Below are 21970 nucleotides of genomic sequence, written 5' to 3'. Positions count from 1 at the left end.
TCTCTAACTACCTGCCTTTAACTACCTGCCTGTAACTGCCTGCCGCTGAGTGCGGCGCTGGCCCCAGTCTGGCATAGGCGGCTACAGCGCACTTATGATCCTCGACAAACCCGGGGCCTACAACCGGCCTGCGGTAAAGCGACTGTTCTGTGCGTTAAGCTGGATTGGACGCCAGTCCCCATCTCTTGCCGGCTGTGCAGTTTCGATAGCGACGCCCATAAAGTAGCCAGCGCCTCAGGTGCCGGTGATCAGCTTGCCAGCTGCCGAGGATCTGCCAGTAAACCGCATTTGGCCGCTGCTCCGGGCAGCCGCAATGGGGCCTATTACATCGTGCCAGCTGTGCAGCTGGGAGCGGTCAACGTATCGATGGTCCACTTTACCGCAAACAATATTGTCTTGGCGCTGGCCGGCGCGTAGATTGCCCTCAGGCTTACCCGCTCTAACAATAAACAGGGGAGATCCCAATGACCTACAAGAGAAACCTGATTGCTGCCAGCATTGCCCTGGCGATTGTAAACCCGACTGCCTATGCCCAGGATCAGGAGGCAGTGGAGTCCGCCCCGATGGAAGAGGTAGAGGTTACCGGCATCCGGTCCAGCCTGCTCAATGCGATGGAAATGAAAAGAAGCAATGTCGGCACCATGGAAGCCATCTCGGCAGAAGACTTCGGCAAGTTTCCCGACGGCAACCTGGCGGAATCACTGGCCCGTGTTCCCGGTATCGCCATTGACCGCAGCAATGTTGAAGGGCAGAAAATTGCGGTGCGCGGCTTCGGCCCCGAATTCAACCTTGTGACTCTCAACGGCCGGCAGATGCCCACAGCGCCCGGTGTCTACGAAGGCGGCCGCTCCTACAATTTTGGCGACATTGCGTCCCCCGGCGTGTCAGCGGTGGAGGTGTTTAAATCAGCCAACAGCGCCCTGCCGTCCGGCGGTATTGGCGCGACCGTCAATATGGTCACCACCAAGCCGTTAAAGATCGAGGGCACGAAAAAATCCCTGTCTTTTAATTTTTTGGAGGACACCACCAGCGAGGCTGGTGATACCCCCATTGAGGCCGCTGTCCTGTATTCGACCAACCAGGATCGTTGGGGTTTCTCATTGTCCGGCTCTTATCAGGAGCGGCAAAATCGTGAAGAGGGCACCCGGGAATCCAACTGGATTACGGTGTCGGAACAGCCCGGTCGTGTCGACCCGCTGAATCCGGCTTACACCAATAACAACGCCCGGGCGGATGGCGAAACCTTCTATCAGGAGCCGACTGCGTATTTGATCAAAGACAACGACCGGGTGCGCACCAATGCCCAGGCGACCTTCCAGTTTGCGTTTACCGAAGATATTCTGACGACCATTGATTACACCTATTCAAATGTGGATTTTAAATCCGAGGGGCTGTTGTTTGGCTCCTGGCTGGGCGGCTGGGACACCATCGATGCCACCATTAACGAAAATGGTGCGTTTACGGATGTAGTCGTCGGCAACCGCTCCTACGATCACGAGGTGACCTGGCAGAACGTGGTCAACACCAATAAGTCAGTGGGCTTTAATACCGAATGGCACATCAACGATGCCTGGTCGCTGAGCTTCGATGCGCACCACTCTACCGCCGCAGTGGACGGCGGGGAGCTGGACAACACCCTCGGCGTTTCCACCGACATCAAGGGCATAGTGACCCATACCAACGGCGGTAAATCCGGCATTAATACCTTTGCTTACGACACCGACTTCGCGCCTGAGAATTACCTGATTACCAGCGCCACCATTCGCGATGGCTTCAAGGAAAATGAAATCGACCAGTTCCAGGTCACCGGCACCTGGACCAATGTGGATGGCGGGTTTGTTACCTCGGTGGACTTTGGTGTCTCGCACCTGGACAACTCGTTTCGCAAAATCACCCGGGTCGGTGGTTTCGGCGCCCAGGGAGCGACTCCCGACGATTATGACGATTCCCTGTTCCGGCGTACGCGGCTGGGTGATTTTATGAATTCGTTCGATCCCGATGTCGGCACTGACTATTACTACCAGATAGATCCAACGGCGGCCTTTGCGGCGTTCGTGGCCAACAATGGGGGTGTGGTGGATAACTCGGACGGCACGGTGTGCTGTACTGCAGGGGGAATTGACTCCAACGAGCGCGTTAATGAAACCCTGGATTCAGCCTTCTTCCAGGTCAATATGGAAACCGAGATCCGCGGCATGCCGCTCAATATTGTTGCCGGTCTGCGCTATGAATCCGCCGATACCGAATCCATCAGCCTTTCGGCCACGCCCTCTGGCCTGCGCTGGGATATGATTGATGGTATCGGTACCGTAAATGACGGTGTGGTGGTTGATTCCCCCCGGTATGGCAGCAACTCCATTGTGTTGCCCAGCATTGCCATGTCACTGGGCCTCGACGAGCAACAAGTGGTGAGGTTGTCGCTCAGTAAAACCATGGGGCGAGCGGGCCTGCAAGATTTAAGCAGCCAGCTCAACTTTGGCAACCGGGATTACTACCAGGCAACTATTGAGGGTGGCAACCCAGACCTGGCGCCGCTGGAATCGAACAACTTTGATGTCAGCTATGAAAACTACTACGCCGAAGGCAGCTACTTTGCCATCAATTATTTCAGGAAGGAGATCAAGAATTTCGTCGGCTCGCGAACCGAAACCGGCAACTTCAGGGGCTATACTGATCCCACCCTGTCGGCGCTGGCGTTAGCGGCCAGGGAGTGCGTGCAGGAATGGGTGGATGCCGGTCGTCCGGATCCGGGTTTTCCCGGTGAGCCAGGTGCGACTGGTCACTGTGTCTCCCAGCAAGCGCTGTGGGCCCAGCCCTGGATGAACGATAACCAGCACGCCGGCTGGGTTGCCTTGGGTATGCAGGCGGGTGTGGATGTCTCCGCTGGTTACCCCTGGTCCGATGGCGGAGCCGACGACGCGGTTTGCGCCAGCGATGGCTGGTGGCGCTGTGAGCCGGGCTTTATCAACGGCACCGCCGGTGATCCCCTGGCCACCTTTGAAATCACCTCGAAGTACAATATGAACTCAGGTACGGTCAGCGGTTTCGAATTCTCCCTGCAGCATTTATTCGCCGACACACCGTTTGGTATGCAGTTTAACGCCACCCTGATTTCCGGCGGTGACGTCGAGGTGGATAAGGACATTATCGGCGAGCAATTTCTACTGCCGGGCCTCGGTGACAGCGGCAATCTGTCGTTCTTCTACGAGGACGAAAAGCACACCCTGCGCATCGCCTACAACTACCGCGGTGAAACCGTGGCCGGCTTTGCCAACTACAACCAGCCCCTGTTTGTGGCCGAGAGATCACAAATCGATGCGTCCTACTCCTATAACTACAACGACAATGTCACCCTGTTTGTCGATGCCGCCAATATCAACGATGAAGAGACCCGGCTGTTTGTACGCAACGAGGAGATGCTGTTCCTGTCCCAGGACCACGGTCCGGTGGTCAGGTTTGGGCTGCGGGCTAATTTTTAAGGAGAATAATTACCACTGGTTGGCTGGGCGCTACTAATACCGATATTTTTAGCGCCCGGTGCTAAACGGCTGGGCCGGCGGGGTAGTAGTATAGTCCGCCGGCTCGCTGCCACTGGCGCCGGCAGCAGTCGCAACAGTTGCAACAGTTAAAAGTGGCAGTTTACCCCCGCACCGGCCAGTCCACATCTGGCTCGCTTTTCCCTGGCTCGAGCACTGCAGATTGATGCCCTGGTGCAATCGAGTTTCCCATCAGCGTTTGACTTGACTCAATAATCTCTGTAAAAACACCGCCGTTACTGCGTGGTCGCAACAATCGGCCCCCTCATGGAACCCGGTGCAAAACCGGGGCTGTTCCCGCAACTGTAATTGCCTGGTGTTTACCATCAGCGCAAAAGCCAGATACATGAGCCAGTAACTCGATTAATGCACCGGGCGGGAATACGCGGTATGGCATGTTCTGATAGTTTTTATCAGCTGCATACGTTTGCTCGTCTTATCTACAGTTAGCCGGGAAAACACACTATGCGTGCGCTGGTTTTGACGCTTCTATTTCTTCTATCAATTGCAACCCAAGCTCAATCACAACTGCAGCTAAAACCACAATCAGCAGGCTACCTGTTGGTATTGGTCTCCCAGCGCAACGCGGAAACTGTGGCCGAGGCCGCGCGCCAGTTCCAGCAGCGCTACCCGCAGCTGGCGATCGAGGCGCGCACCGATACCCAAGTGCGTCAGCAGCTGCGGCTACAGAACGCGGCATTGATCAATGACAGCCTGGGAGTGGTCGCCATCGGTATGTATGGCCCTGTGGTTGCAGAATTAAAAGCGTTACTGGCCCCGCTGCAAAAACCACTGCTGGTATTCAACAGCGATCACCAGCTGGTCAAGCTCAGCCAGCTTCGGGGGCGGGCGGTATTCGAAGACGAGCAGCGCCTGCGTGAGATCAGCCAGCAGCGCCCCGCTGACAACTTCGATAGCTGGTTACAGCAACAGGAGCAGCAGTACCCGCAACAGGCGGACTGGATTCGAGCGCGCAGCTACTGGCAGGCGGGTGGCAGTGACAATACCAGCCAGCTGTTCAGCTGGATCTATCGGCACCTGGGGCAGGACACCTCACCCGCGGCGCCCGCCCCGGTACCGCGCTTGCGCTGGCTCTACCAGGGGCAGTTCAGTGACCATTTGCCCGCTTTGGGGGAGCGGCCGCTGCTGGCGATTATCGATCACGCCGGCGGCGGTCGGCCGGCGGATAGCGCGCTGTTGCGTGGCCTGTGCAACCAGGCGCAACAGCACAGCGGCAGCGATTGCCTGGTGGCACTGGCGTCCTGGGGGGAAGCCGGTGTCGACGCAGCGCAACAGCTGCAAGCCTACGCCGGACAGCTGAGTGCAGTGGTTATGTTGCAGGACTTCGTGGTCGGTGCTGGCGAAGGGCGGGCGGATGCGACCGCCGCTTTCCAGCGTCTGAATGTGCCGCTGCTGAACGCCATCAAACTGCGCGACCGCACGGCGCTTGAGCGTCACCTTTCCAGTGACGGTATATCCCGGGACAAGGTTTACTACCAGGTGGCCATGCCCGAATTGCAGGGCGCCAGTCAGCCGCTGGTGGTTGCCACCGCCGGTGAGCAAATCGAAGACCCGCTCACCGGTATTCAGGTGCAAGCCATAACGCCGCTGGCAGAGGAAATCGATGCCTTGCTGGCACGGGTCCAGCGCTGGCATACCCTGAAAACCAGGGCCAATCGTGACAAGCGCATTGCCATTATCTATTACAACCACCCTCCCGGCCGCCACAATATAGGCTCTGATAATCTCGATGTTCCCGCCTCCCTCTGGCAGATCCTGCAACAGCTGAAAAGCGCTGGTTACAATACCGGCGAGCTGCCGCCAACGCAGCAAGCTCTGCTGGATATGATGCAGGAGCGCGGGGTCAATTTGCCGCGCGACGCCAAAGCGCTCAGCACCATGGACCCGAAAATTACCCGGGTTGCGGCGGCGAGTTACCGGCGCTGGTTTGAGCAGCTTCCGGCCGCCGTGCAGCGGGAAATGGAGTTCGGCCCTTTGGGCCTGTTGCATGAACAGCTCGGCGCGGCCATCGAGGCCGGCAAGCCGGAGCTGGCGACAACGGCGCTGGAGCACACTATGGAAGAGTTACTGCACTTGCTGGAGGGGGTTGACCACAAGGCTCGCCAGCGGGCGCTGGCCCTGTTGGATCAATTGCAGGCCTGTTATCAACAATTGCTTGACCCCAAGCAACAGTCTCGCAATGACACGCCTTGCATGAATGATGCCCTGGCCATTATCAGCGCCCTGCAGCAGACCGGGATCGAGGGCCTGGGCGGCTGGGGTGAGGCGCCGGGCAAGGTGATGACCTTGAACAATCAACTGCTGCTGCCGGGCCTCACTTTCGGTAATGTATTTATCGGGCCCCAGCCGCCGCGTGGTTGGGAGATAAACGAAGAATTGTTGCACGCCAACCTCGTCTTCCCGCCATCGCACCAATACCTGGCTTTCTATCAGTATCTGCGTGACGACTTCAAAGCCGACGCACTGGTGCATCTGGGACGTCACTCAACCTATGAATTTTTGCCCCGCCGTGCTGTGGGCCTGGCCTCTGACGACTACTCGCGTATCGTGGCCGCGGATATTCCCGGCATCTACCCCTACATCGTCGACGGTGTCGGCGAGGGCATTCAGGCCAAGCGCCGTGGGCTCGCTGTGATGGTGGACCACCTGACACCACCGTTAAAGAGTACCGACCTGTACGATGAATTACTGCAGTTGCGACAGCTGATTGAAAGTTTCGAGACCAGTCACGGCGGCGGCAACCAGGCGGTCGCCAAGCGCCTGGTGGAGCAGATTCGCGCCAAGCTGGACCAGCTGGAACTCAAGGAAGAGCTGGCCGAATCCATGTCAGCGGAGCTCGCGATTATGGGTATCAGTTTTGACGAGGTGGACGACGATATGCTGGTGCACGAGGTGGGGCACTACCTGACGACGCTGCAGGAAAAGTTTATGCCGCTGGGGCTGCATATCTACGGCAAAGATTGGTCGGAAGAGGCGGTGGACATGATGCTGGAGTCGATGGCCCCGGCCGATAAACCGCAACGCTTGCAGTGGCAGCAGCAATTGCGCCGGTCGCCAGCGGCGGAGCTCAGCGCTCTGCTCAACGGCCTGAGTGGCGGGTTTGTAGCCCCGGGGCAGGGCAACGACCCGATTCGCAGCCCGGACAGCCTGCCCACCGGTCGCAATTTCTATGCCCTCGACAGCAGTCTTATTCCCAGTCGGGTCGCTTGGGAGTTGGGCCGGCAGATGGCAGCGGAAGCGCGCCAGCGCAATCGGGACAGCGGCCAGCAAAACCCCGACAAGCGCGAGGCACTGGTGCTGTGGGCATCGGATGTGGTGCGCGACGAAGGGGTTATGATCGCCTTTGGGCTGGATATGCTGGGGCTGGAGCCGGTGTGGAACAGCCGCGGGCTGGTCAAGGGGCTGCAGCGCCAGGTGCTCGGCGATGACCGGGTGCGGCGGGATACCGTTTTCACCACCTCAGGGCTGTTTCGCGACCTGTACGGCCAGCAGCTGCAACTGCTCAATCACGCCACCCTGATGGCCCTGGATGCCAGTGCTGATACCATCATCAGAGACTACCCGGCGCTGACCCTGGCGCTGCAGCAGGCGCTTTTGCCGCTGGGGGCCCAGGCCACTGGCGGTGCCGAAAGCCTGCAGCAAAACCAGCTCGCCCGGCACTGGGTAAAACAGGCGCGGGCCCTGCTGGCCGAGGGGCATGGGGCAGAGGATGCCGGTGTGGTGGCGAGCCTGCGGGTATTCGGTGACGCACCGGGCAGCTATGGTGCCGGGATCAACCGCTTGGTGGAGCGCTCGGGAGCCTGGGAGCAGCGCTCTGAACTGGCCGAGGTCTATCTGCGCCGGCTCGGTCACAGCTATGGCAGCGAGGACTATGGCCAGCCCGCCGCGGCTGCGTTCCGCACTTTGCTGTCCGAGGTGGAGAATACCTATTTCGGCCGCTCCAGCAATCTCTACGGGTTGATTGATAACAACGACGCCTTCGATTATCTCGGCGGCTTGAGCCTGGCGGTGGAAACCCTGAGCGGTACTGCGCCCAACAACTTTGTGCTGGATCACTCCAATCCACAGCAGGTCCGTGCCCAGCCGCTCAGTGTCTCGTTGCGGCAGGAGCTGCGGGGCCGCTTTCTTAACCCGGAGTGGTTGCAAGGCCTGATGCAACACGGCTATGCCGGTGCCCGCACCATGGGCAGTGAGTTCCTCGAATACCTGTGGGGTTGGCAGGTGACCAATCCGGCGCTGGTGGGCGATTGGGCCTGGGAAGAGGTCAAGGCGGTATACCTGGACGACCGCTATGGGCTGCAGCTCGACCAGTTCCTCGAACAGGGTCATAACGTGCACGTCAAAAGCAATATGCTGGCGGTCATGCTGGTGGCGGTGCACAAGGGCTTCTGGCAGGCCGATGGGCAGACGGTTGCCGAACTGGCCTCCGGCTTCGCTGAACTGGTCTCCGTCAACGGCTTGCCCGGTAGCGGCCATACCGATCCCGACCACCCGATGCTGCCCTGGTTGCAGCAACACCTCAGTGCCGAGCAGTGGCAGGCGCTGGCAAAAATTATCGACGCCGCCCGGGCCGAACCGGAACAGCCTACCCGGCAGCTGCAGGAAATCCACCGCCTAACGGAGGTTCAGCTGCAAGCCGAACAAGAGGGTAGAGCCTCACGTCTGGCCGCGGTTGAGAGCGAGCAGCAGGCGGTAGATCAACAGGCGCCACCAAATACCAGCGAGCAGCCGCACACGGACGACTTTTATCAATGGCAGTGGCTGGCGTTGGCGCTCTTGGTGCTGGTGGTTGGGGCCGGCTTTTACCGTGGAATTCGCCACGCAAATAGAGGGTAAGCAGATGTTTCATGGAGTTGTGCTCGGTGCCCTGCACCAGTTTGTCGGCCTGCTTTTGTACCCGGTGCTGGCGGCGCTGGCGCTGGCGGTTCTATTGACCCTGTGGGAGCTTGGCTTGCTGCTGGCAGAAAGGTTTGTCTCGCTGCGGGTCTACACAACGGGCTGCCAGCAGCGCTTTGGCCGCTATGCCAACCGTCGCCTTGAGCGCTCTGACCTGCTCGCCCGTGGCGGTCCCATTCTCGGCCTGATGGGTACCTTGATTCCTTTGGGGCCGGGTCTCACGGCTCTGGGCTCGGGGCAGATGGATATTCTCGCCACCGCCTTGACGGTCGCCTTTGATACCACCGTCGTGGGCCTGCTGGTAGGGCTGCTTAGCTACTGCATCAGCCGTATCCGGCGGCGCTGGTACGAACAGGTCTGGGCCCAAATGACCACTATGACTACTGCGAGTGACCATCATGCGGCAACCTGAACAGCCAACTCCGCCGCCCTGGCAGAGCGGCCATTTTAGTGAAGGTGACAACGATCCTCTGACCGGTTTTGCCAATATCATGGATGTGATGCTGGTATTTGCCCTGGGGTTGATGCTGGCCTTGATCGCGCAAAGCCAGGAGCTGCGCCAGCACTTTAACCTCGAGCGCAAGACGGAGGTGGCGGAAGGGCGTGAGCTGGTCGAGGCACCCGAGGCAATTAAAGATATGATCAGCGGTCAGGCCAATGGCATGGAGGCGTTGGGCCAGGTCTATCGGGATCCAAAATCCGGCAAGCTGATCCTGGTGGGTGGGCAGCAATAGCGGTTGGATCAGGTGTGGGTTGCGGGCTAACTTAAAGGTCCTCTAAAGGTCCTCCAGGTGCTGCAGACACCATTTGGCCCGCGCCAGCGTGGCACGCTGCTTTTCACTGCTCTGCTTGTCCCAACTGCGATAGACCATGCCGATGCGAGGATTGCCAGCCAGTTTGTCGCGATGGGTATGCATAAAATTCCAGTAGAGGCTGTTCAGTGGGCAGGCGTCGGCGGATGATTTTTCCTTGATCTTGTAGTGGCAGTGCTTGCAATAATCACTCATTTTATTGACGTAATTGCCCCCGGCTGAGTACGGCTTGGTGGCCACCAGACCGCCATCAGCGAACTGGCTCATGCCGCGCGTATTGGGCAGTTCAACCCACTCGATGGCATCGATGTAGATGCCCAGATACCAGGCGTCCACTTGATCCGGGTGAATGCCGGTCAGCAGACAAAAATTTCCGGTAATCATCAGGCGTTGAATGTGGTGGGCGTAAGCATAGGTCAGCGATTGGTCGATGGCTTGCTTCATGCATTCCATGTTGGTATTGCCATCCCAAAAATACCGCGGCAGGTCACGCTGGGCAGACAGCCCGTTGCGCTGGCGGTAGTCCGGCATATTGACCCAGTACACACAGCGTACGTATTCACGCCAGCCCAGTATTTGGCGGACAAAGCCTTCGATTTGCGGCAGTGTAATAGCACCGTTGGACTGCTCGTAGGCCTCGAGGGCAGCTGCAATGGTCTCTTTTGGTGTCAGCATCTTGCTGTTGAGTGCGAACGACAAGCGCGAGTGATAAAGCGTCCATTGATCGGGGTGTTGGCAGGTCATGGCGTCCTGGAAACGACCAAACATGGGCAGGCAGTGGCGGCAAAAATGACGGAGCAGCTGCAAGGCCTGGGAGCGTGAAACGGGCCAAAGCAGGGAGTCGTCACAGTAGCCGAAGTTGGGAATGTCGTGTTTTTTTATGCGCGCCAGATAGGCGGAAATATCATTGCTAAAAACCAGCGGCTGGGGAATGTGTTGAAGATCAGCCGGTTTTAGCTTGGCCCGATTTTCGTCGTCGTAATTCCATTTTCCTCCCAGCGGTTCATCGCCATTCATCAGGATGCCGAATCGGTTGCGCATTTTGCGATAGAACACTTCCATGCGGTTGTGCTGGCCCGGCTTTATATACGCTGCCATGTCGTCAAAAGGAAGCAGAAAATGTTCGCTGTCGACTTCTGCGACTTCGATGGTGCCTGCCAGCTTTAACGTCTCCAGTTGCTGGCGCAAGCGGTATTCATCGGGTCGCTGGTATTGAAATTTTTGCGCTGAGAAACGCTGGCAGATTGCCGTAATCAGGTCGTCCAGGGTTTCGAAATGGTGGGTGTCATCGAGAGTCAGGTGCAATACGTGGTGGCCGGCATCGTGCAGCTCCCTGGCGCAGGTCTCCATAGCGGCGAAAAATGCGCACAGCTTCTGGATATGGTGCTTGACGTAGCTGGCTTCCTGTTTGATTTCGGCAATAAGATAAAGCACGCTGTCATCGGCAGACCCAAACCAGCTGTGCCGGGTATTGAGCTGGTCGCCCAGAAGCAGGCGGACTGTGGGATAACTTTTTTTTAGTGTCATGGTTTTACTACCGCTCGTTCCGGTTAAAGCTTTGCCGTTATAGTTGCGCTGGCCGCTGCAACGGGTTTGGTTACTAACTTGAGGGTGTCATGAGGCAATAATGACCGCTGCAACCTGAGTCGGATTTAGGCAAAGAAATAATCGACAAAATCCAGCCCGGACAGGTAAGCGCCCTCGACCCTGCCACCTGCCGACCAGGCACCGATGGCGGCAATGCCGGCGGATCTGTCAGCGATGATGGAGGCCGTTGTGGTGTCGTCCTTCAGTCTGGCGTAGCGCCAGTAGTGCTTGTAGTGGTAAACAGCTTGCAGTGGTTTGGCCGCAGGCATCTGCAGGGCTTGTGCCAGCCAGCCCAGTCCGGCTTGCGCGATATCGACGCCGGTATCCTTGCCGTTGATCGTTGACCAGTCGCCGGAGAAGTGCAGCAGCCACAGGTCGTCATAGTGCTCGCTGGCCTGTCGCTGTGGACGGGCGGACAAGCGCGAGACCCAGGAGACCACGTCGTCGCCGAAAATGCCCTGGATGTCAGCAGGGACATCGCCTCGAGTTGCCACGGCCAAGGCCCAGCAGGGTTCATGAACTTGTGTGGGGATTTGCTGCTCTATGGCTGTGCCAGCCAACAGTGCTGCGCTTTGCTCGGCAGGTAAAGTCAGCACCACCCAGTCAAAATGTTGCTTGCCTGCCCGACCGTCAGCGGTGACAAGAGTCCAGCCGTTGGCACTGGCGTGCAAAGCGTCGATGCGGGTGTTGAAGTCGATCTCCACCCCGCGGGCCAGCGCCTGGGCCAGGCTGTTCATATTTGGCGTGCCGACGTAGCGCAGGGTTGAGTCCGGGGAGGGGATAAGCCCGGCGGCTGATAGGGAGTGTGGCTGGAAATGCCAGCGAGCGGCAACCTTGTCCTCTTGCCATTGCGCAACCCGCGTTTGAAATCGCTGGTCCCGGGCAGTGAAATACTGGGCGCCAATATCGACGTTACCCCATTCGAGGCGCTTTGTGGCCAGGCGCCCGCCGACACCGCGCGACTTTTCAAATACCTTGACGTCGACGCCACGCGCCATTAATCCCTGTGCGGCGGTGAGGCCGCTGATACCGGCACCGATAATGGCGACTTTCATTGCTGAGCCTTCCCATTGATTCGATCACAGTGGTACGTGCGAGACTGCCCGGCAGATCATTTAAACTTTTCAATAGCGGCGCTGAGCGTGTTTTATACGGCTGGTGCCGACACTATTGCGGCAACGGGTGACCCTCGCGGGCAAAGTATAACTCCGTTTGGCCGCTGGCGTTGGCTTTGACAAAGGTGGCGCCGTCCCAGCTGCGGTGGGTAGACAGGCGCTGCAGCCCCTCCTCCGGAGTCAGCTTGGGGTCTATGCTCACTTCCAGCTTGCAAAGGCTTGATCCGCAGCGGCTTTCCTTGAGGTTAAAGCCTGTCAGTTGTTCGTGCTCGAACCCGGATTTGACGCGGCTGAGGGTGGTTTCTGCCCAGGGTACGTCTACCGCCTGGTTGTTCAGGAGTTCTTCCATCAGTATTTGGCGACTGTAAAGCTCGGCTTCAACGGCCTCCGCCGAGGGATCGGCTGTATCGTCGTCGACGCCTTTTGCCGGCGGAGCAATATCCGCTTCGGCCTGCAGGCGGGCAAGGTCGTGCTGCGCTTCGCCCTGGTAATCAACCAGCTCGGCGACGATGTCGCGCAGTTCACGCACTTCAGCTTGCAGGCTGGATAATTGAGCTGCTGCCTGTTCGTCGTGGGCAGCAACGGGCGGGATAGCCGCGGTCTTGGGAGGTTGCTTTACGAGGGTTGCGGGCGTCAAATTCTTTACTGGCGCCACCGTCGTGTTCAGAACGGTGTTGGAGTGTGCCCATAGCAGCCCTAGTGCCAGGGCGCTGGCTGGAATGGCGACCAGTGCGATGCGGCGCGGGTTGATGTGTTTCATGTTGGTCTCCGTATAGGGGGGCGGGGCGATAAAGGAACCCCGCCGCCCCCGGTTGGCGGGTTTATTCACTCACTGTGTAAGAAACGATATAGGAGCGGTTACCCGAATAAGTGGGCGGAATGGCGCAGCTGAAGTACTCGTGCCGGGTGGAACCGTGACTGGCCGAGCCGGTGTACAGGTACTGGGCGTTGTTGCTGCTGCCGGTGCTGTATTTATTGGGGCCCCAATAGCCGTACATGGTGTCGTAGGTGTTGTTCCAGTAAGCGGTATTAATGGAACAGCGCACATTGCTGCTGTAGTGCCGATCGAGCACGTCGACGCGGGTGTAGTCGATGCCACTGGTAGTGTCGTCGTTGATCACCGGCAGGTCCACGTACATCCAGGAACTGGATGACGGATTGCCGATGGCGCTCCAGGCATAAACCGGGTTGGGCCCGGAATACTTTACGCCCATGGATCCCGGGTAAACCTTGCGGTCTCCGGCCTCAGCGGGCGTCAACCCCGCGATCAGCAGCGACGGGATCAATACCAGCCCCGCACCAACTTTTTGCATTGTCGTAATCATGTTGCACCCCCTGGAGGATTGGTTGTGTAGGTTGCCGAGGTGGGCGATGGCGACGCGCCGATCGCCTGGCCTCGATGACAACCTTAATAGAGACGGGGGCGCAAGGCGGTGAGGTTTTGCGCTAGTAAGGTGTGAAAAATTACCGAGGAGGTGTGCTGGTTTTTGGCCAAAGACGCGGCTCAACGGATGGAGATGGCGATAACCTGTCCGTTAAACCGGGGTGGTCTGATTAACTGGATAGTGAAGCCTCTGAGGAGCCTTGTCTCAGTCGGCGCGCCTAACAGGCAGTGCGGTCATGGGCAGCATGACTTGTCTTGCTGAACTGGCGGGCAAGGTACCGACCCGTAGGAGCAGTATACACAGCAATCACCTTGCCGTGGTTTAAGCAGGTTGTGGCAATTTTCACATTCGTAGTACCACTGGCAGACATTCGTGGGCATGGTTTCGTGCTTCTTATGCCCACATTCCGGACAAGTTAATTCAGATACATGGATTATCGGCTTACTCATCGCTGTTGCCCTTTTTAACTTTTGCAGGGTAGCCAGCATTGGTGGTTGCTCTGATCAATGCATCTGTATTGGTTGCTGAATCATCAAAAGTAACCTTCACCAGTTTCTTTGCGTAGCTAACCTGCACATCCGATAACCCTTCGACATTGTGCAAAGCCTTCTTTACTGTAATTGGACAGATGGCGCAGTTCATGGACGGTACTTCAAGAACGACGATCTTGTCAGCAGCGAGAGCTGCAGCACTGAAAAGTAGTGTTAGTGTTGCCAGTAAAGCTGGATTCATTGTTTATCCCTTGAGTTTTCTGGTGATTATTCAACGATTAAAAGCAGCCAGTACGGGCTGCTAATAAAACCCAGCGAAATAAGCAGCGTAACCAGAAACAAGATAATTCGCTTTCTTCGTACAGCGGGCGAGGCACAATCCATTGCCGGAGCACAGTGTGATACAGGCTGGAATATTTGCCAGCCTGCCCAAACAAAGAGCGCAATAGCCAATAAAATAAATACTGGGCGGTAAGGCTCGAGTGTGCTCAGGTTGGCAATCCACGCTCCGCTAACGCCGATCGAAAGAAGTATTAGAGGTCCCGCGCAGCACAAGCCTGCACCTATCGCAGCGGTAAAGCCGCCAAAGATCGACCAGAGTGTTTTGTTTTTAAGCATTGCAGTTCTCGCCTATACCTGTGGCGTGCAGTATAGATTCCGTACCTTGGTACGGTGTCAAGAAAAACAGGTGGAAGATTAGGGCTGCAATGAGTCGATAATGGGGCAGTGCGTCTTGTCATCGTTTTTGGCGCATTGTTCCAGCATGTTGACGAGTGCTTGCTGCAGGCGTTTAAGGTCTTTAATTTTGGCTTGAACAGTTTCTAACTTGTGTTCGGCGAGCGCCTGTACTTTGTGGCAGGGGGATTCTTCAAGGCTAAGCAATAGCGCTATTTCATCAAGGGTAAAACCCAGCTCCTGAGATCGTTTAATAAAACGTATTCTGTCAACGGTTTTATCGGGATAGTGGCGAAAACCTGTCTCGGGCTTAACTGGTTGCTCAATCAGCCCCTTGCGCTCGTAGAAACGGATAGTTTCTATGTTGATAAGCAGCTCTTTTGCGACTTTGCTGATTGTTCTGGTCATGTGTTGCTCCCGATAATGCTGATGGCATTATAATAATTAACTATTTTGAATCGGTCAGGTCAGTTCATTGGTGTTTTGCGGGTGCAAAAGTAAATTAGACCTCCGGCGGCAATGGTCAGGCAAGGATCTCCGCCAGTGTTTCGGCAATCATTACCAAGGGGGCATGGGTATTGCCGCTGGTGATGGTTGGCATGACCGAGGCATCGGCGATGTATAAGTTGTCAAAGCCACGGACCCGCAGTTGGGCATCGGTGACGGCCAGTTGGTCATTGTCTGTTCCCATTTTACAAGTGCCCACGGGATGAAAAATGGTGGTGGCAATATCGCCGGCGGCGCGCGCCAATTCGGCTTCCGTGCGCAGCTGTGGGCCGGGCTTGATTTCCACCGGGTTAAATTGCCGGGCGCTGTGCTGGCGGGAGATTTCCCGGGTGATTTCGATGCTGCGGGCGGCAACTTTTTGATCATCCGCAGTACTTAAATAGTTGGGGTCAATCCGCGGCGGCTGGGCCGGGTCCGCAGAAGTGATGTCCACTCGGCCGCGACTACTGGGGCGCAGGTTGCAGACGCTGGCGGTAATGCCAGGAAACTGGTGTAACTTGATGCCCAGTTGGTCGGCGCTCATGGGTTGCACGTGGTACTCGAGGTTCGGTGTTTGCAATGACTCATCGGACTTGAAAAAGGCGCCCAGTTGACTCGGCGCCATGGACAGTGGTCCGGAGCGTTTCAGTAGATACTCCAGGCCCATTTTGGCTTTGCCCAGCCAGCTGCGATTGAGACAGTTGAGGGTGACGGCATTGTCGACCCGGAACTGAACGCGAATTTGCAAATGGTCTTGCAGGTTGCCCCCCACTCCCTCCAGTTTGCGTTTGCAGACGATGCCGGCCTGCTGCAATTGAGTTTCGCCACCCACACCACTGCGTTGCAAGATGCAAGGCGATGACACAGCACCGGCCGAAAGTATTACCTGGCCTGCGCTGCGGATGCGCTGTGGTTTGTCATTTGCGATAGTGTCGACGCCGACCACGCGGCTGCCCTCCCAAACCAGTTTGTCGACCATTACGCCGGTGGCAACGGTGAGGTTTTTACGCTGCCTGACGGGTTTTAAAAACGCCCGATTGGCAGAGCAGCGTACGCCGTTGATTTGGTTGACATGAAATAGCCCGACGCCTTCGTTGTTGCCAGTATTGAAATCCTGGCAGGGGGGAATGCCGTAGTCGGTGCAGGCCTGTTGCCAGGCGTCGAGAATGTCCCACTTGAGCCGTTGCTCTTCGACCCGCAGCTCGCCCTTAGCGCCGTGAAACTCATTGGCGCCGGCAAAATAGTTTTCCGAGCGGCGAAAGCGCGGCAACACCTCCTGCCAGCTCCAGCCGGGTAGCTGCCAATTGTCGTAATCCTGGCTTTGGCCGCGCATGTATATCATGCCGTTAATGGCGCTGCAGCCACCGAGCACCCTGCCTCTGGGGTAGGGCAGGGTGCGGCCGTTCAAGCCCGCTTGGGGTGTCAGGGAGTAACACCAGTCAGCACGGGGATTGCCCATGGCAAACAAGTAGCCCACCGGGATGTGGAGCCAGTGCCAGTTGTCGCTGCCACCGGCTTCCAGCAGTAGTACTTGCCGCGCGGGATCGGCGGAGAGCCGGTTGGCGAGTACGCAGCCGGCGCTGCCGGCGCCGACGATGATAGTGTCGAATTGAGTTGTCGTGAGGGAGGGCATTAGGGTTATCGGTCGCCAAGTTTACGCCGATTGTAATCCTATCGCGGGTAATGTAGCCAATGGCTGGGCGGGATTTATCGCTGTAAAAGGGGGCGGGGTGAAGCTCCCCCGGAGTCTCAAATAAAAAAACCTGGCCAATGGCGGACGGATTCAGTGTGTGGTCAGAACTTGAGCTACCTGGTGCGCCAGTTCTGCCTCACTTCGCAAAAGCACGACGCACTGAGGCTCGAATTGAGCTGGATACTCTGTCGCAGCTTGATCCGCAAAGAAAATGCCCCGGCCCGTGCAGATAGTTCTTGTTTACGGTTATATCAGCCTTTTGCGCATGGCCCGGCCTCCAGTTGGTCAGGTCCATGTTGGGCGATTGCGATCCGCGAGTTCAGCGATCAGTTCTGCGGCGGTTTTACCCGTTGCCGCGTAGTGCAGTTTGTTCTGAATGAACCTGAAGAGCTGAGTGGTCTCTATTAGCGAGGGTGAATAATTGGTTGCTAGTGCGAAACTTAAATTTCATCGGAGCTGGCGAACGCTCGTAACCACGGTTCGAGATGGGCAATGTCAAACGTACCCGTTTCAAACATATGCATCACCTCGGTATGTATCAGCATCGGATCACGCTGTAAACGCCAGCCATTTATACGCAAGAATACATCAGCGGCCGCAAACGCAATACGCTTGTTTCCATCGACAAAGGGATGGTTAATGGCAAGGCTTTCCAGCAATGCTGCCGCTTCGGCCACGATATCTTCGTAATACCCCGTTTGCGGGCGGAACAATGCCGCTTCCAATGCCCCCGGGTCACGCACGCCCATTGCGCCACCGTATCGTTGCATTAGAACCGTGTGCATGCCGAGCACATCGGCGACGGTCAGGTAATCGCGTTCCATGGGCTACTTCGCCAGTTCACGGTACAAGTTGTCGAATTCATCCAGGCTTGAGGCAAAGGCCCCCATTACATGGCGACGTGGCCGCTCTTTTTGCTGGCGATCGATATAGTCACGCAAGGCTTCATCCAGTACCGCCTGAAACTGCCGGCCCTGGCTTTCTGCAATTTGACGCAGTGCGGCCAACACCTCTGGGGCGGCTTGGGAGGAAAACTTTTCACGGGCAGTAGTAGACATGGTCAAGCTCCATCATGATTTGTCTTGATATTTCATGATAAATCATGAAGCTTAGCTTTTCCAGCAGTTAGACCACGGTCGATGCCTGTAAAAGCGGTAAAAGGTAAAGTGGGGCGGAGTGTTAAAAAGGGACGGAGGGATTAAATTCTGATCAGCTTTGATCTGCCAGATTGAAGGGGGCGGTATGAGGGCTTAACGGCAGGTGGCGATTGCAGAGGTGGGTGCTCAACTGCTTGGTGGCTATGACCTCTCGCTTGTCGCCGCAGCGTAATAACCTGGAGATCTGATTTATGAAGCTATAGAGCTGGCGTGGGTGTGTATGGCAATTGTTCGGTGTAAAGCGGTACCTAAATAAGGTTCCGGTCGAGGAGTGCAGGAAATGCAGGATAAGTTGGTTAAAAAAATAATCCGTCCCCTTTTCGCGAAAAAAGCCCCGCAGTGCGGGGCTTTTAGGATGGTTCTGGATTTTCTTAGATGGGTATTTGGTGGAGCCGGGGGGATTTGAATTTAATGACTAAGTTGTTGATAAATATAAACATATATCTTTTTATTTACTGTAAGGGGGGCTAAATGGGGTGCTAAAAGCTAAAGTCATACTACCTCGAAAGCTGGCAGATTAGGACTTGTTTCGCCCGCCCCTGTCGGATGTAACCCTCCGTTTGTGCGCCTATGCTGGTCAGTAAGCAGGGTGTTGTGGGGGGCTTTGGTCAGAGTGCTCGGCTACCTGATATAGTTCAATCCTTTGCAAGCTTTCTCGCTGGCTTTTCCTAATCTGTGTTATCTGGCGTTGAACTCAAGAATGAAGCTCTCAAGTTGGCCGATATCGCCAAGGCAGTGCCGCTTGATTACTTTTAGGGTCTCACGATAGCGTTTGGCATCGGCCGACTGGCCGCCGAGAAAGCGTTGAACTTCTGCCGCCAGGGTGTCGGGTGATGAGCTCTCGTAAAGATCTTCCCTGAAACAAGCGGCAGCTGCTAGTTCCAAGTTGGCATCAGATGCAGATTCCCACCTTCGAATCCAGTAGTACACCCGCGCCGAGGACAACGCGTTAAAGAGGACGAAACTTCCATAAGCGTCGTAGTCGTTGGGAAACGACTTGGATGCATCGTTGTAGATGCGTTTCAGCCGTTCGTGGGCTAGAGTAGCCAAATCGCTGTCAACATTCTCCGTTTCCGTGAGTTCGCGGCAGGCTGAACATACCGCTTGCAAATATTCACCGGCCTTCTCCGATCTGGCCTTCTTGCCAGCAATGATGAAGTTGGCAATTTCCTTTGTCAGTTCAAGAGGATTCATCTTCACCTTTTTAGACAGACTTTATAATAAGTATCGCATTCAAAGCCCAGCGGGCAATCAGAGTTGAACCTACAAGCCCCTTTGGTCTCAATGCGAATGCTAGATGGCTGAGGGCGACTATAAATCTTTGTGCCGTATTTATTTACGTTTTGCATACATACGCCGCTAGTACTGAATGGTCTCTTTACGCACTTTTCACTATGGCTTCTACAGGAATAGTCTGAACTGCATTCTTTGCTGGTGTCATTTGCATAAACTTCGTGGCTATTTTTTTTAGTGGCGCCACTCTCAGTTTGTAGTAATACGTCAGTTCTTCCTTTCTTAATGATGGGGTCGGGTGGGTTGCGTGCATTTTCCTCAATAAGAGGTGCAGGGGCGGGATTAAAATAGCCCATGTGTGCTGCCCAAAAGTAAGCTCCGATGAGCACGGCAGCCGTTATGTCACTATTACTTGTCGATCCTGTTTCTTTACTGCGGGTAGATTTTTTAGAAAAAGCTATATCTTTTGCCAGATCTGAATTTGGGCCAATGTTGGGCCTTTTGAATGTATAGTGCTCATTAGCTCCCCGTACTATATTCAAAGACTGCCACAAGAAAACCCCACTTTTCCATTTTGCGCCAATTACAGTAATTATCTCAGGCCTGTTATCGAACTGGAAATCTTCAAATTCTACGTAACAGGGAGAGGCGCATAAATATTTATCTCCCTCTGTTGATTTTGTATATATTTTCGCGCCAGAGGGTTCAGAGTATATTTCTAGACGTTTAACCTTAGAAAAGCTAAGAGAATTAGGGTGTGAATACCATGCTTCACGTGTTTTATTTTGAGTGCTGGTTGAGTCAACGCATAAAAATGTAAAAGTCTTAACTATTCCCCAGGTATCCTTGTCTTTGTGTACCGAGTCGGCGATAGCGTGTTTTCCGTACTCGGCGCAATGATTCTTTGCTAGATTTTGTACATCCTCAAAAGACTCTAGTAATCCGTCGTAGCTGATCGTGATCGAGTTGCTAGATTTGGTGTCAATACTGTGTGATCCGCCCCATCCAACCGGAGCTCCTGCGCAGCCTGAAAGTGCAATCACTAATATGTTTATAATGATAACGAATCGACACATATACCGCTCCCTGACAGTGTTAATCTCCAAAACTTATTATGTTCTATATTTCTGGTGTTTCGCTCTCCGGTTATTATCATCAGGTTTCCCAGTCCTCAATAGCTCCCAAAGGCAATTTATGTTTGTCGATAATGGGTAATTATTCAGCTAAATAAAGCCAAATGTCATTGGCTTCCCAGGGGTGGCGACGTTACTCCCTTTTACAGCATAAGAAATAAAACAAAGCTGTTATGAGCAAATATGCCCTGCAGTCTGCAGGATTTTACTTACCTGTTTCTCACTGCGGAAAGACGTGCCGAACAGTTGATAGTTTTCTTCTTGTCGCCTTGCTCGTCCGGCGACAATGCAGGGGGATATACTCAATGAGCGCGCCAGAGCTTCCACGCCTGCTGCATCCGTGGGCAGCCCGTTGGGAGTGGCGGCTGACGGAATCAGGGCCTCTTGCGCCAGAGCGTCAGCCTCGCTTTCTCTTGGGTCACTTGATTCCGCATCCAGGTCATCCAGGTACCAGCTTTCTGAACCATCAAAATGTAGGGCGATATGTGCCAGCTCGTGCATCAGAGAAAACCAGAAATTATCCAGTCGATCGTGGCGAAGCGTAAGCGCCACAACTGGGTGTTTCGTCTCAGCAAGGCAGACCGCTCCGTCTAAATAGGTTTTGGGTAAATGAGGTTCAAACACGACATAAATGCCATATCGGTTCAGATATTCCACGGCCAAAGCCGGCCCTTGTTGTGACCATGAGATCTTGGCCAGGTCACGCATCCACGACTGGCAAACTGTACCGCTAACATAATCCGGCAGCCGCTTTTGGCTGCGCGCTAGGTGCAAAATGCGAGCCTGCCAGGCAAGCATGGCGAATGGGTCCACTTCCTTGTCGTTCGTGCGCAGGTGCGCGGTTGTGCGCATCATGATGGGTTGAGGGCTTGTCTCCAGATTGGCCTCCCTCAAAAAGCAACCGACAATCTCTGCGGCGTACTCTTTTAGTTCATGCAGTGTGCCCTTAAAATCGGCAAAGTAGCCGCGTTTACGCATTTCCGCCAGTGGGAATGCCTGCCAGTCGGTATCTTGATCAAACTGTTCCTGCTTGGTTGAGTCCTGGATCAATACTTCGGCAGGGATGCCCAGCCCCTTGCTGAGACGGCGGATCATAGCCAGGCTCAGCGAGCGCTTGCCATTTAGAACGTTTGAGACCTTGGGGGCAGAGCCTATATAGGGGATCAGGTCTTTATTTTTCAGGCCCTGCTGCTCCATACGAAATACAATGGCATCCACTGGTGACGGTATATCCATGGGGAAGTGCTGCTCTTCGTAGCTTTGGAGCAGCAGCGCCAGAACCTCCAGCTCATCATTTTCGGCTGTGCCTTCGGCAGGGTCCATGTCCATCAAGGTGTCTAGGCGTGCCAAAGCCTGATTGTGATCCTGCTCACTTTTGATGACTTTCAAATGCATATTTCCCCCTAAAACCGCTGCTTGTCGTATTCAGCGTGGGTGCCCACCCATTCGATACGAACAATGCCGTTCTGGTAGCGAACCTTGACCACCAGGCGATAGTTATTGCCTTTAATATTAAAAATGACCCGGTTGCCGGACAGAAAATCGGCACTGCGGTAGTGGTTCTTGATATCCTGAGGTGTTGTCCAATTCGCTCTTTTGGCCTCCTGCAGCCAGCACGACAGGGCTTTCTTTGCATTGGCATGCTTATTGGCAAACTCGCTTAGCAAGTTACTCGCTACGACCTTCATCAAATTGCCTTTGGTAGTATTCTACCCAATATTACCAATATGGTAAACATGTTATTCACAGG

Annotated in this window: 19 protein-coding genes, 1 pseudogene and 1 riboswitch; of the genes and pseudogenes, 4 read left to right on the top strand and 16 right to left on the bottom strand. The window is 55.5% G+C overall.

What is annotated here, in order from left to right; genetic code table 11:
* Positions 1 to 464 precede the first annotated feature (464 nt).
* The 4 genes from G8764_RS06430 to G8764_RS06415 all read left to right on the top strand — a co-directional run bounded on the left by G8764_RS06430 (position 465) and on the right by G8764_RS06415 (position 9187).
* The gene (locus tag G8764_RS06430) at positions 465 to 3479 is read left to right on the top strand and encodes a TonB-dependent receptor (RefSeq protein ID WP_166163307.1); all 3015 of its coding nucleotides are present in this window, start codon (positions 465 to 467) and stop codon (positions 3477 to 3479) included.
* A gap of 326 nt (positions 3480 to 3805) precedes the next feature.
* Positions 3806 to 3895: riboswitch (cobalamin riboswitch) on the top strand.
* A gap of 202 nt (positions 3896 to 4097) precedes the next feature.
* Positions 4098 to 8393: a cobaltochelatase subunit CobN gene (locus G8764_RS06425; protein WP_243748647.1), complete on the top strand. Its 4296-nt coding sequence runs from the start codon at positions 4098 to 4100 to the stop codon at positions 8391 to 8393.
* Positions 8394 to 8397: 4 nt separating this feature from the next.
* A complete protein-coding gene (locus G8764_RS06420) occupies positions 8398 to 8865 on the top strand; it encodes a MotA/TolQ/ExbB proton channel family protein (protein WP_166163301.1) in 468 nt (155 codons plus the stop codon).
* Positions 8852 to 9187 (top strand): DUF2149 domain-containing protein, encoded by a 336-nt coding sequence (locus tag G8764_RS06415; RefSeq protein WP_166163298.1) that lies wholly within the window; start codon positions 8852 to 8854, stop codon positions 9185 to 9187. Before G8764_RS06420 ends, G8764_RS06415 begins: the two co-directional genes overlap by 14 nt.
* Positions 9188 to 9229: 42 nt before the next feature.
* On the opposite strand, the gene G8764_RS06410 is transcribed toward G8764_RS06415, so the two are convergent.
* The 16 genes and pseudogenes from G8764_RS06410 to G8764_RS06335 form a co-directional block, all read right to left on the bottom strand.
* Positions 9230 to 10792: a cryptochrome/photolyase family protein gene (locus tag G8764_RS06410; RefSeq protein ID WP_166163295.1), complete on the bottom strand. Its 1563-nt coding sequence runs from the start codon at positions 10790 to 10792 to the stop codon at positions 9230 to 9232.
* Positions 10793 to 10917: 125 nt separating this feature from the next.
* Positions 10918 to 11907, bottom strand: a complete 990-nt coding sequence (locus G8764_RS06405; RefSeq protein ID WP_166163292.1) for an NAD(P)/FAD-dependent oxidoreductase — start codon at positions 11905 to 11907, stop codon at positions 10918 to 10920.
* Positions 11908 to 12019: 112 nt separating this feature from the next.
* Positions 12020 to 12727 (bottom strand): hypothetical protein, encoded by a 708-nt coding sequence (locus tag G8764_RS06400; RefSeq protein WP_166163289.1) that lies wholly within the window; start codon positions 12725 to 12727, stop codon positions 12020 to 12022.
* A 61-nt stretch (positions 12728 to 12788) separates the two neighbouring features.
* On the bottom strand, positions 12789 to 13292 hold the full coding sequence (locus G8764_RS06395; protein WP_166163286.1) for a hypothetical protein: 504 nt from the start codon (positions 13290 to 13292) through the stop codon (positions 12789 to 12791).
* Between the two features lie 293 nt (positions 13293 to 13585).
* Positions 13586 to 13801, bottom strand: a complete 216-nt coding sequence (locus tag G8764_RS22730) for a GDCCVxC domain-containing (seleno)protein (protein WP_166163283.1) — start codon at positions 13799 to 13801, stop codon at positions 13586 to 13588.
* Positions 13794 to 14084 carry a mercury resistance system periplasmic binding protein MerP gene (gene merP / locus G8764_RS06385; protein ID WP_166163280.1) on the bottom strand — a complete coding sequence of 97 codons (291 nt, stop codon included), beginning with the start codon at positions 14082 to 14084 and terminating at the stop codon, positions 13794 to 13796. The genes G8764_RS22730 and merP overlap by 8 nt, the downstream gene beginning before the upstream one ends.
* Before the next feature lie 26 nt (positions 14085 to 14110).
* Positions 14111 to 14461: a mercuric transporter MerT family protein gene (locus G8764_RS06380; RefSeq protein WP_166163277.1), complete on the bottom strand. Its 351-nt coding sequence runs from the start codon at positions 14459 to 14461 to the stop codon at positions 14111 to 14113.
* A 78-nt stretch (positions 14462 to 14539) separates the two neighbouring features.
* Positions 14540 to 14926 (bottom strand): Hg(II)-responsive transcriptional regulator, encoded by a 387-nt coding sequence (gene merR / locus G8764_RS06375; RefSeq protein ID WP_166163274.1) that lies wholly within the window; start codon positions 14924 to 14926, stop codon positions 14540 to 14542.
* A gap of 115 nt (positions 14927 to 15041) precedes the next feature.
* Positions 15042 to 16637, bottom strand: coding sequence for a GMC family oxidoreductase (locus G8764_RS06370; RefSeq protein ID WP_166163271.1), 1596 nt, complete (start codon positions 16635 to 16637; stop codon positions 15042 to 15044).
* A 345-nt stretch (positions 16638 to 16982) separates the two neighbouring features.
* Positions 16983 to 17123: pseudogene (rhuM, locus tag G8764_RS22460) on the bottom strand (RhuM family protein); the annotation flags it as partial.
* 14 nt (positions 17124 to 17137) lie between these two features.
* Positions 17138 to 17521 carry a type II toxin-antitoxin system death-on-curing family toxin gene (locus tag G8764_RS06360; protein WP_166163268.1) on the bottom strand — a complete coding sequence of 128 codons (384 nt, stop codon included), beginning with the start codon at positions 17519 to 17521 and terminating at the stop codon, positions 17138 to 17140.
* A 3-nt stretch (positions 17522 to 17524) separates the two neighbouring features.
* Positions 17525 to 17755 (bottom strand): hypothetical protein, encoded by a 231-nt coding sequence (locus tag G8764_RS06355; RefSeq protein WP_166163265.1) that lies wholly within the window; start codon positions 17753 to 17755, stop codon positions 17525 to 17527.
* A gap of 777 nt (positions 17756 to 18532) precedes the next feature.
* A complete protein-coding gene (locus G8764_RS06350) occupies positions 18533 to 19048 on the bottom strand; it encodes a hypothetical protein (protein WP_166163262.1) in 516 nt (171 codons plus the stop codon).
* Positions 19049 to 19050: 2 nt separating this feature from the next.
* Positions 19051 to 20163, bottom strand: a complete 1113-nt coding sequence (locus tag G8764_RS06345) for a PH domain-containing protein (protein WP_166163259.1) — start codon at positions 20161 to 20163, stop codon at positions 19051 to 19053.
* Between the two features lie 228 nt (positions 20164 to 20391).
* Complete coding sequence (locus G8764_RS06340) at positions 20392 to 21609, bottom strand: ImmA/IrrE family metallo-endopeptidase (protein ID WP_481859743.1); 1218 nt, start codon at positions 21607 to 21609, stop codon at positions 20392 to 20394.
* Between the two features lie 14 nt (positions 21610 to 21623).
* Positions 21624 to 21908 (bottom strand): type II toxin-antitoxin system HigB family toxin, encoded by a 285-nt coding sequence (locus G8764_RS06335; RefSeq protein ID WP_166163254.1) that lies wholly within the window; start codon positions 21906 to 21908, stop codon positions 21624 to 21626.
* Positions 21909 to 21970 lie beyond the last annotated feature (62 nt).

The sequence above is a fragment of the Pseudomaricurvus alcaniphilus genome (assembly GCF_011440395.1).
Taxonomy (GTDB): Bacteria; Pseudomonadota; Gammaproteobacteria; order Pseudomonadales; family Cellvibrionaceae; genus Pseudomaricurvus; species Pseudomaricurvus alcaniphilus.
The sequence above is the reverse complement of the archived record's forward strand: the minus strand, read 5'-3'. Positions and strand labels throughout refer to the sequence as shown.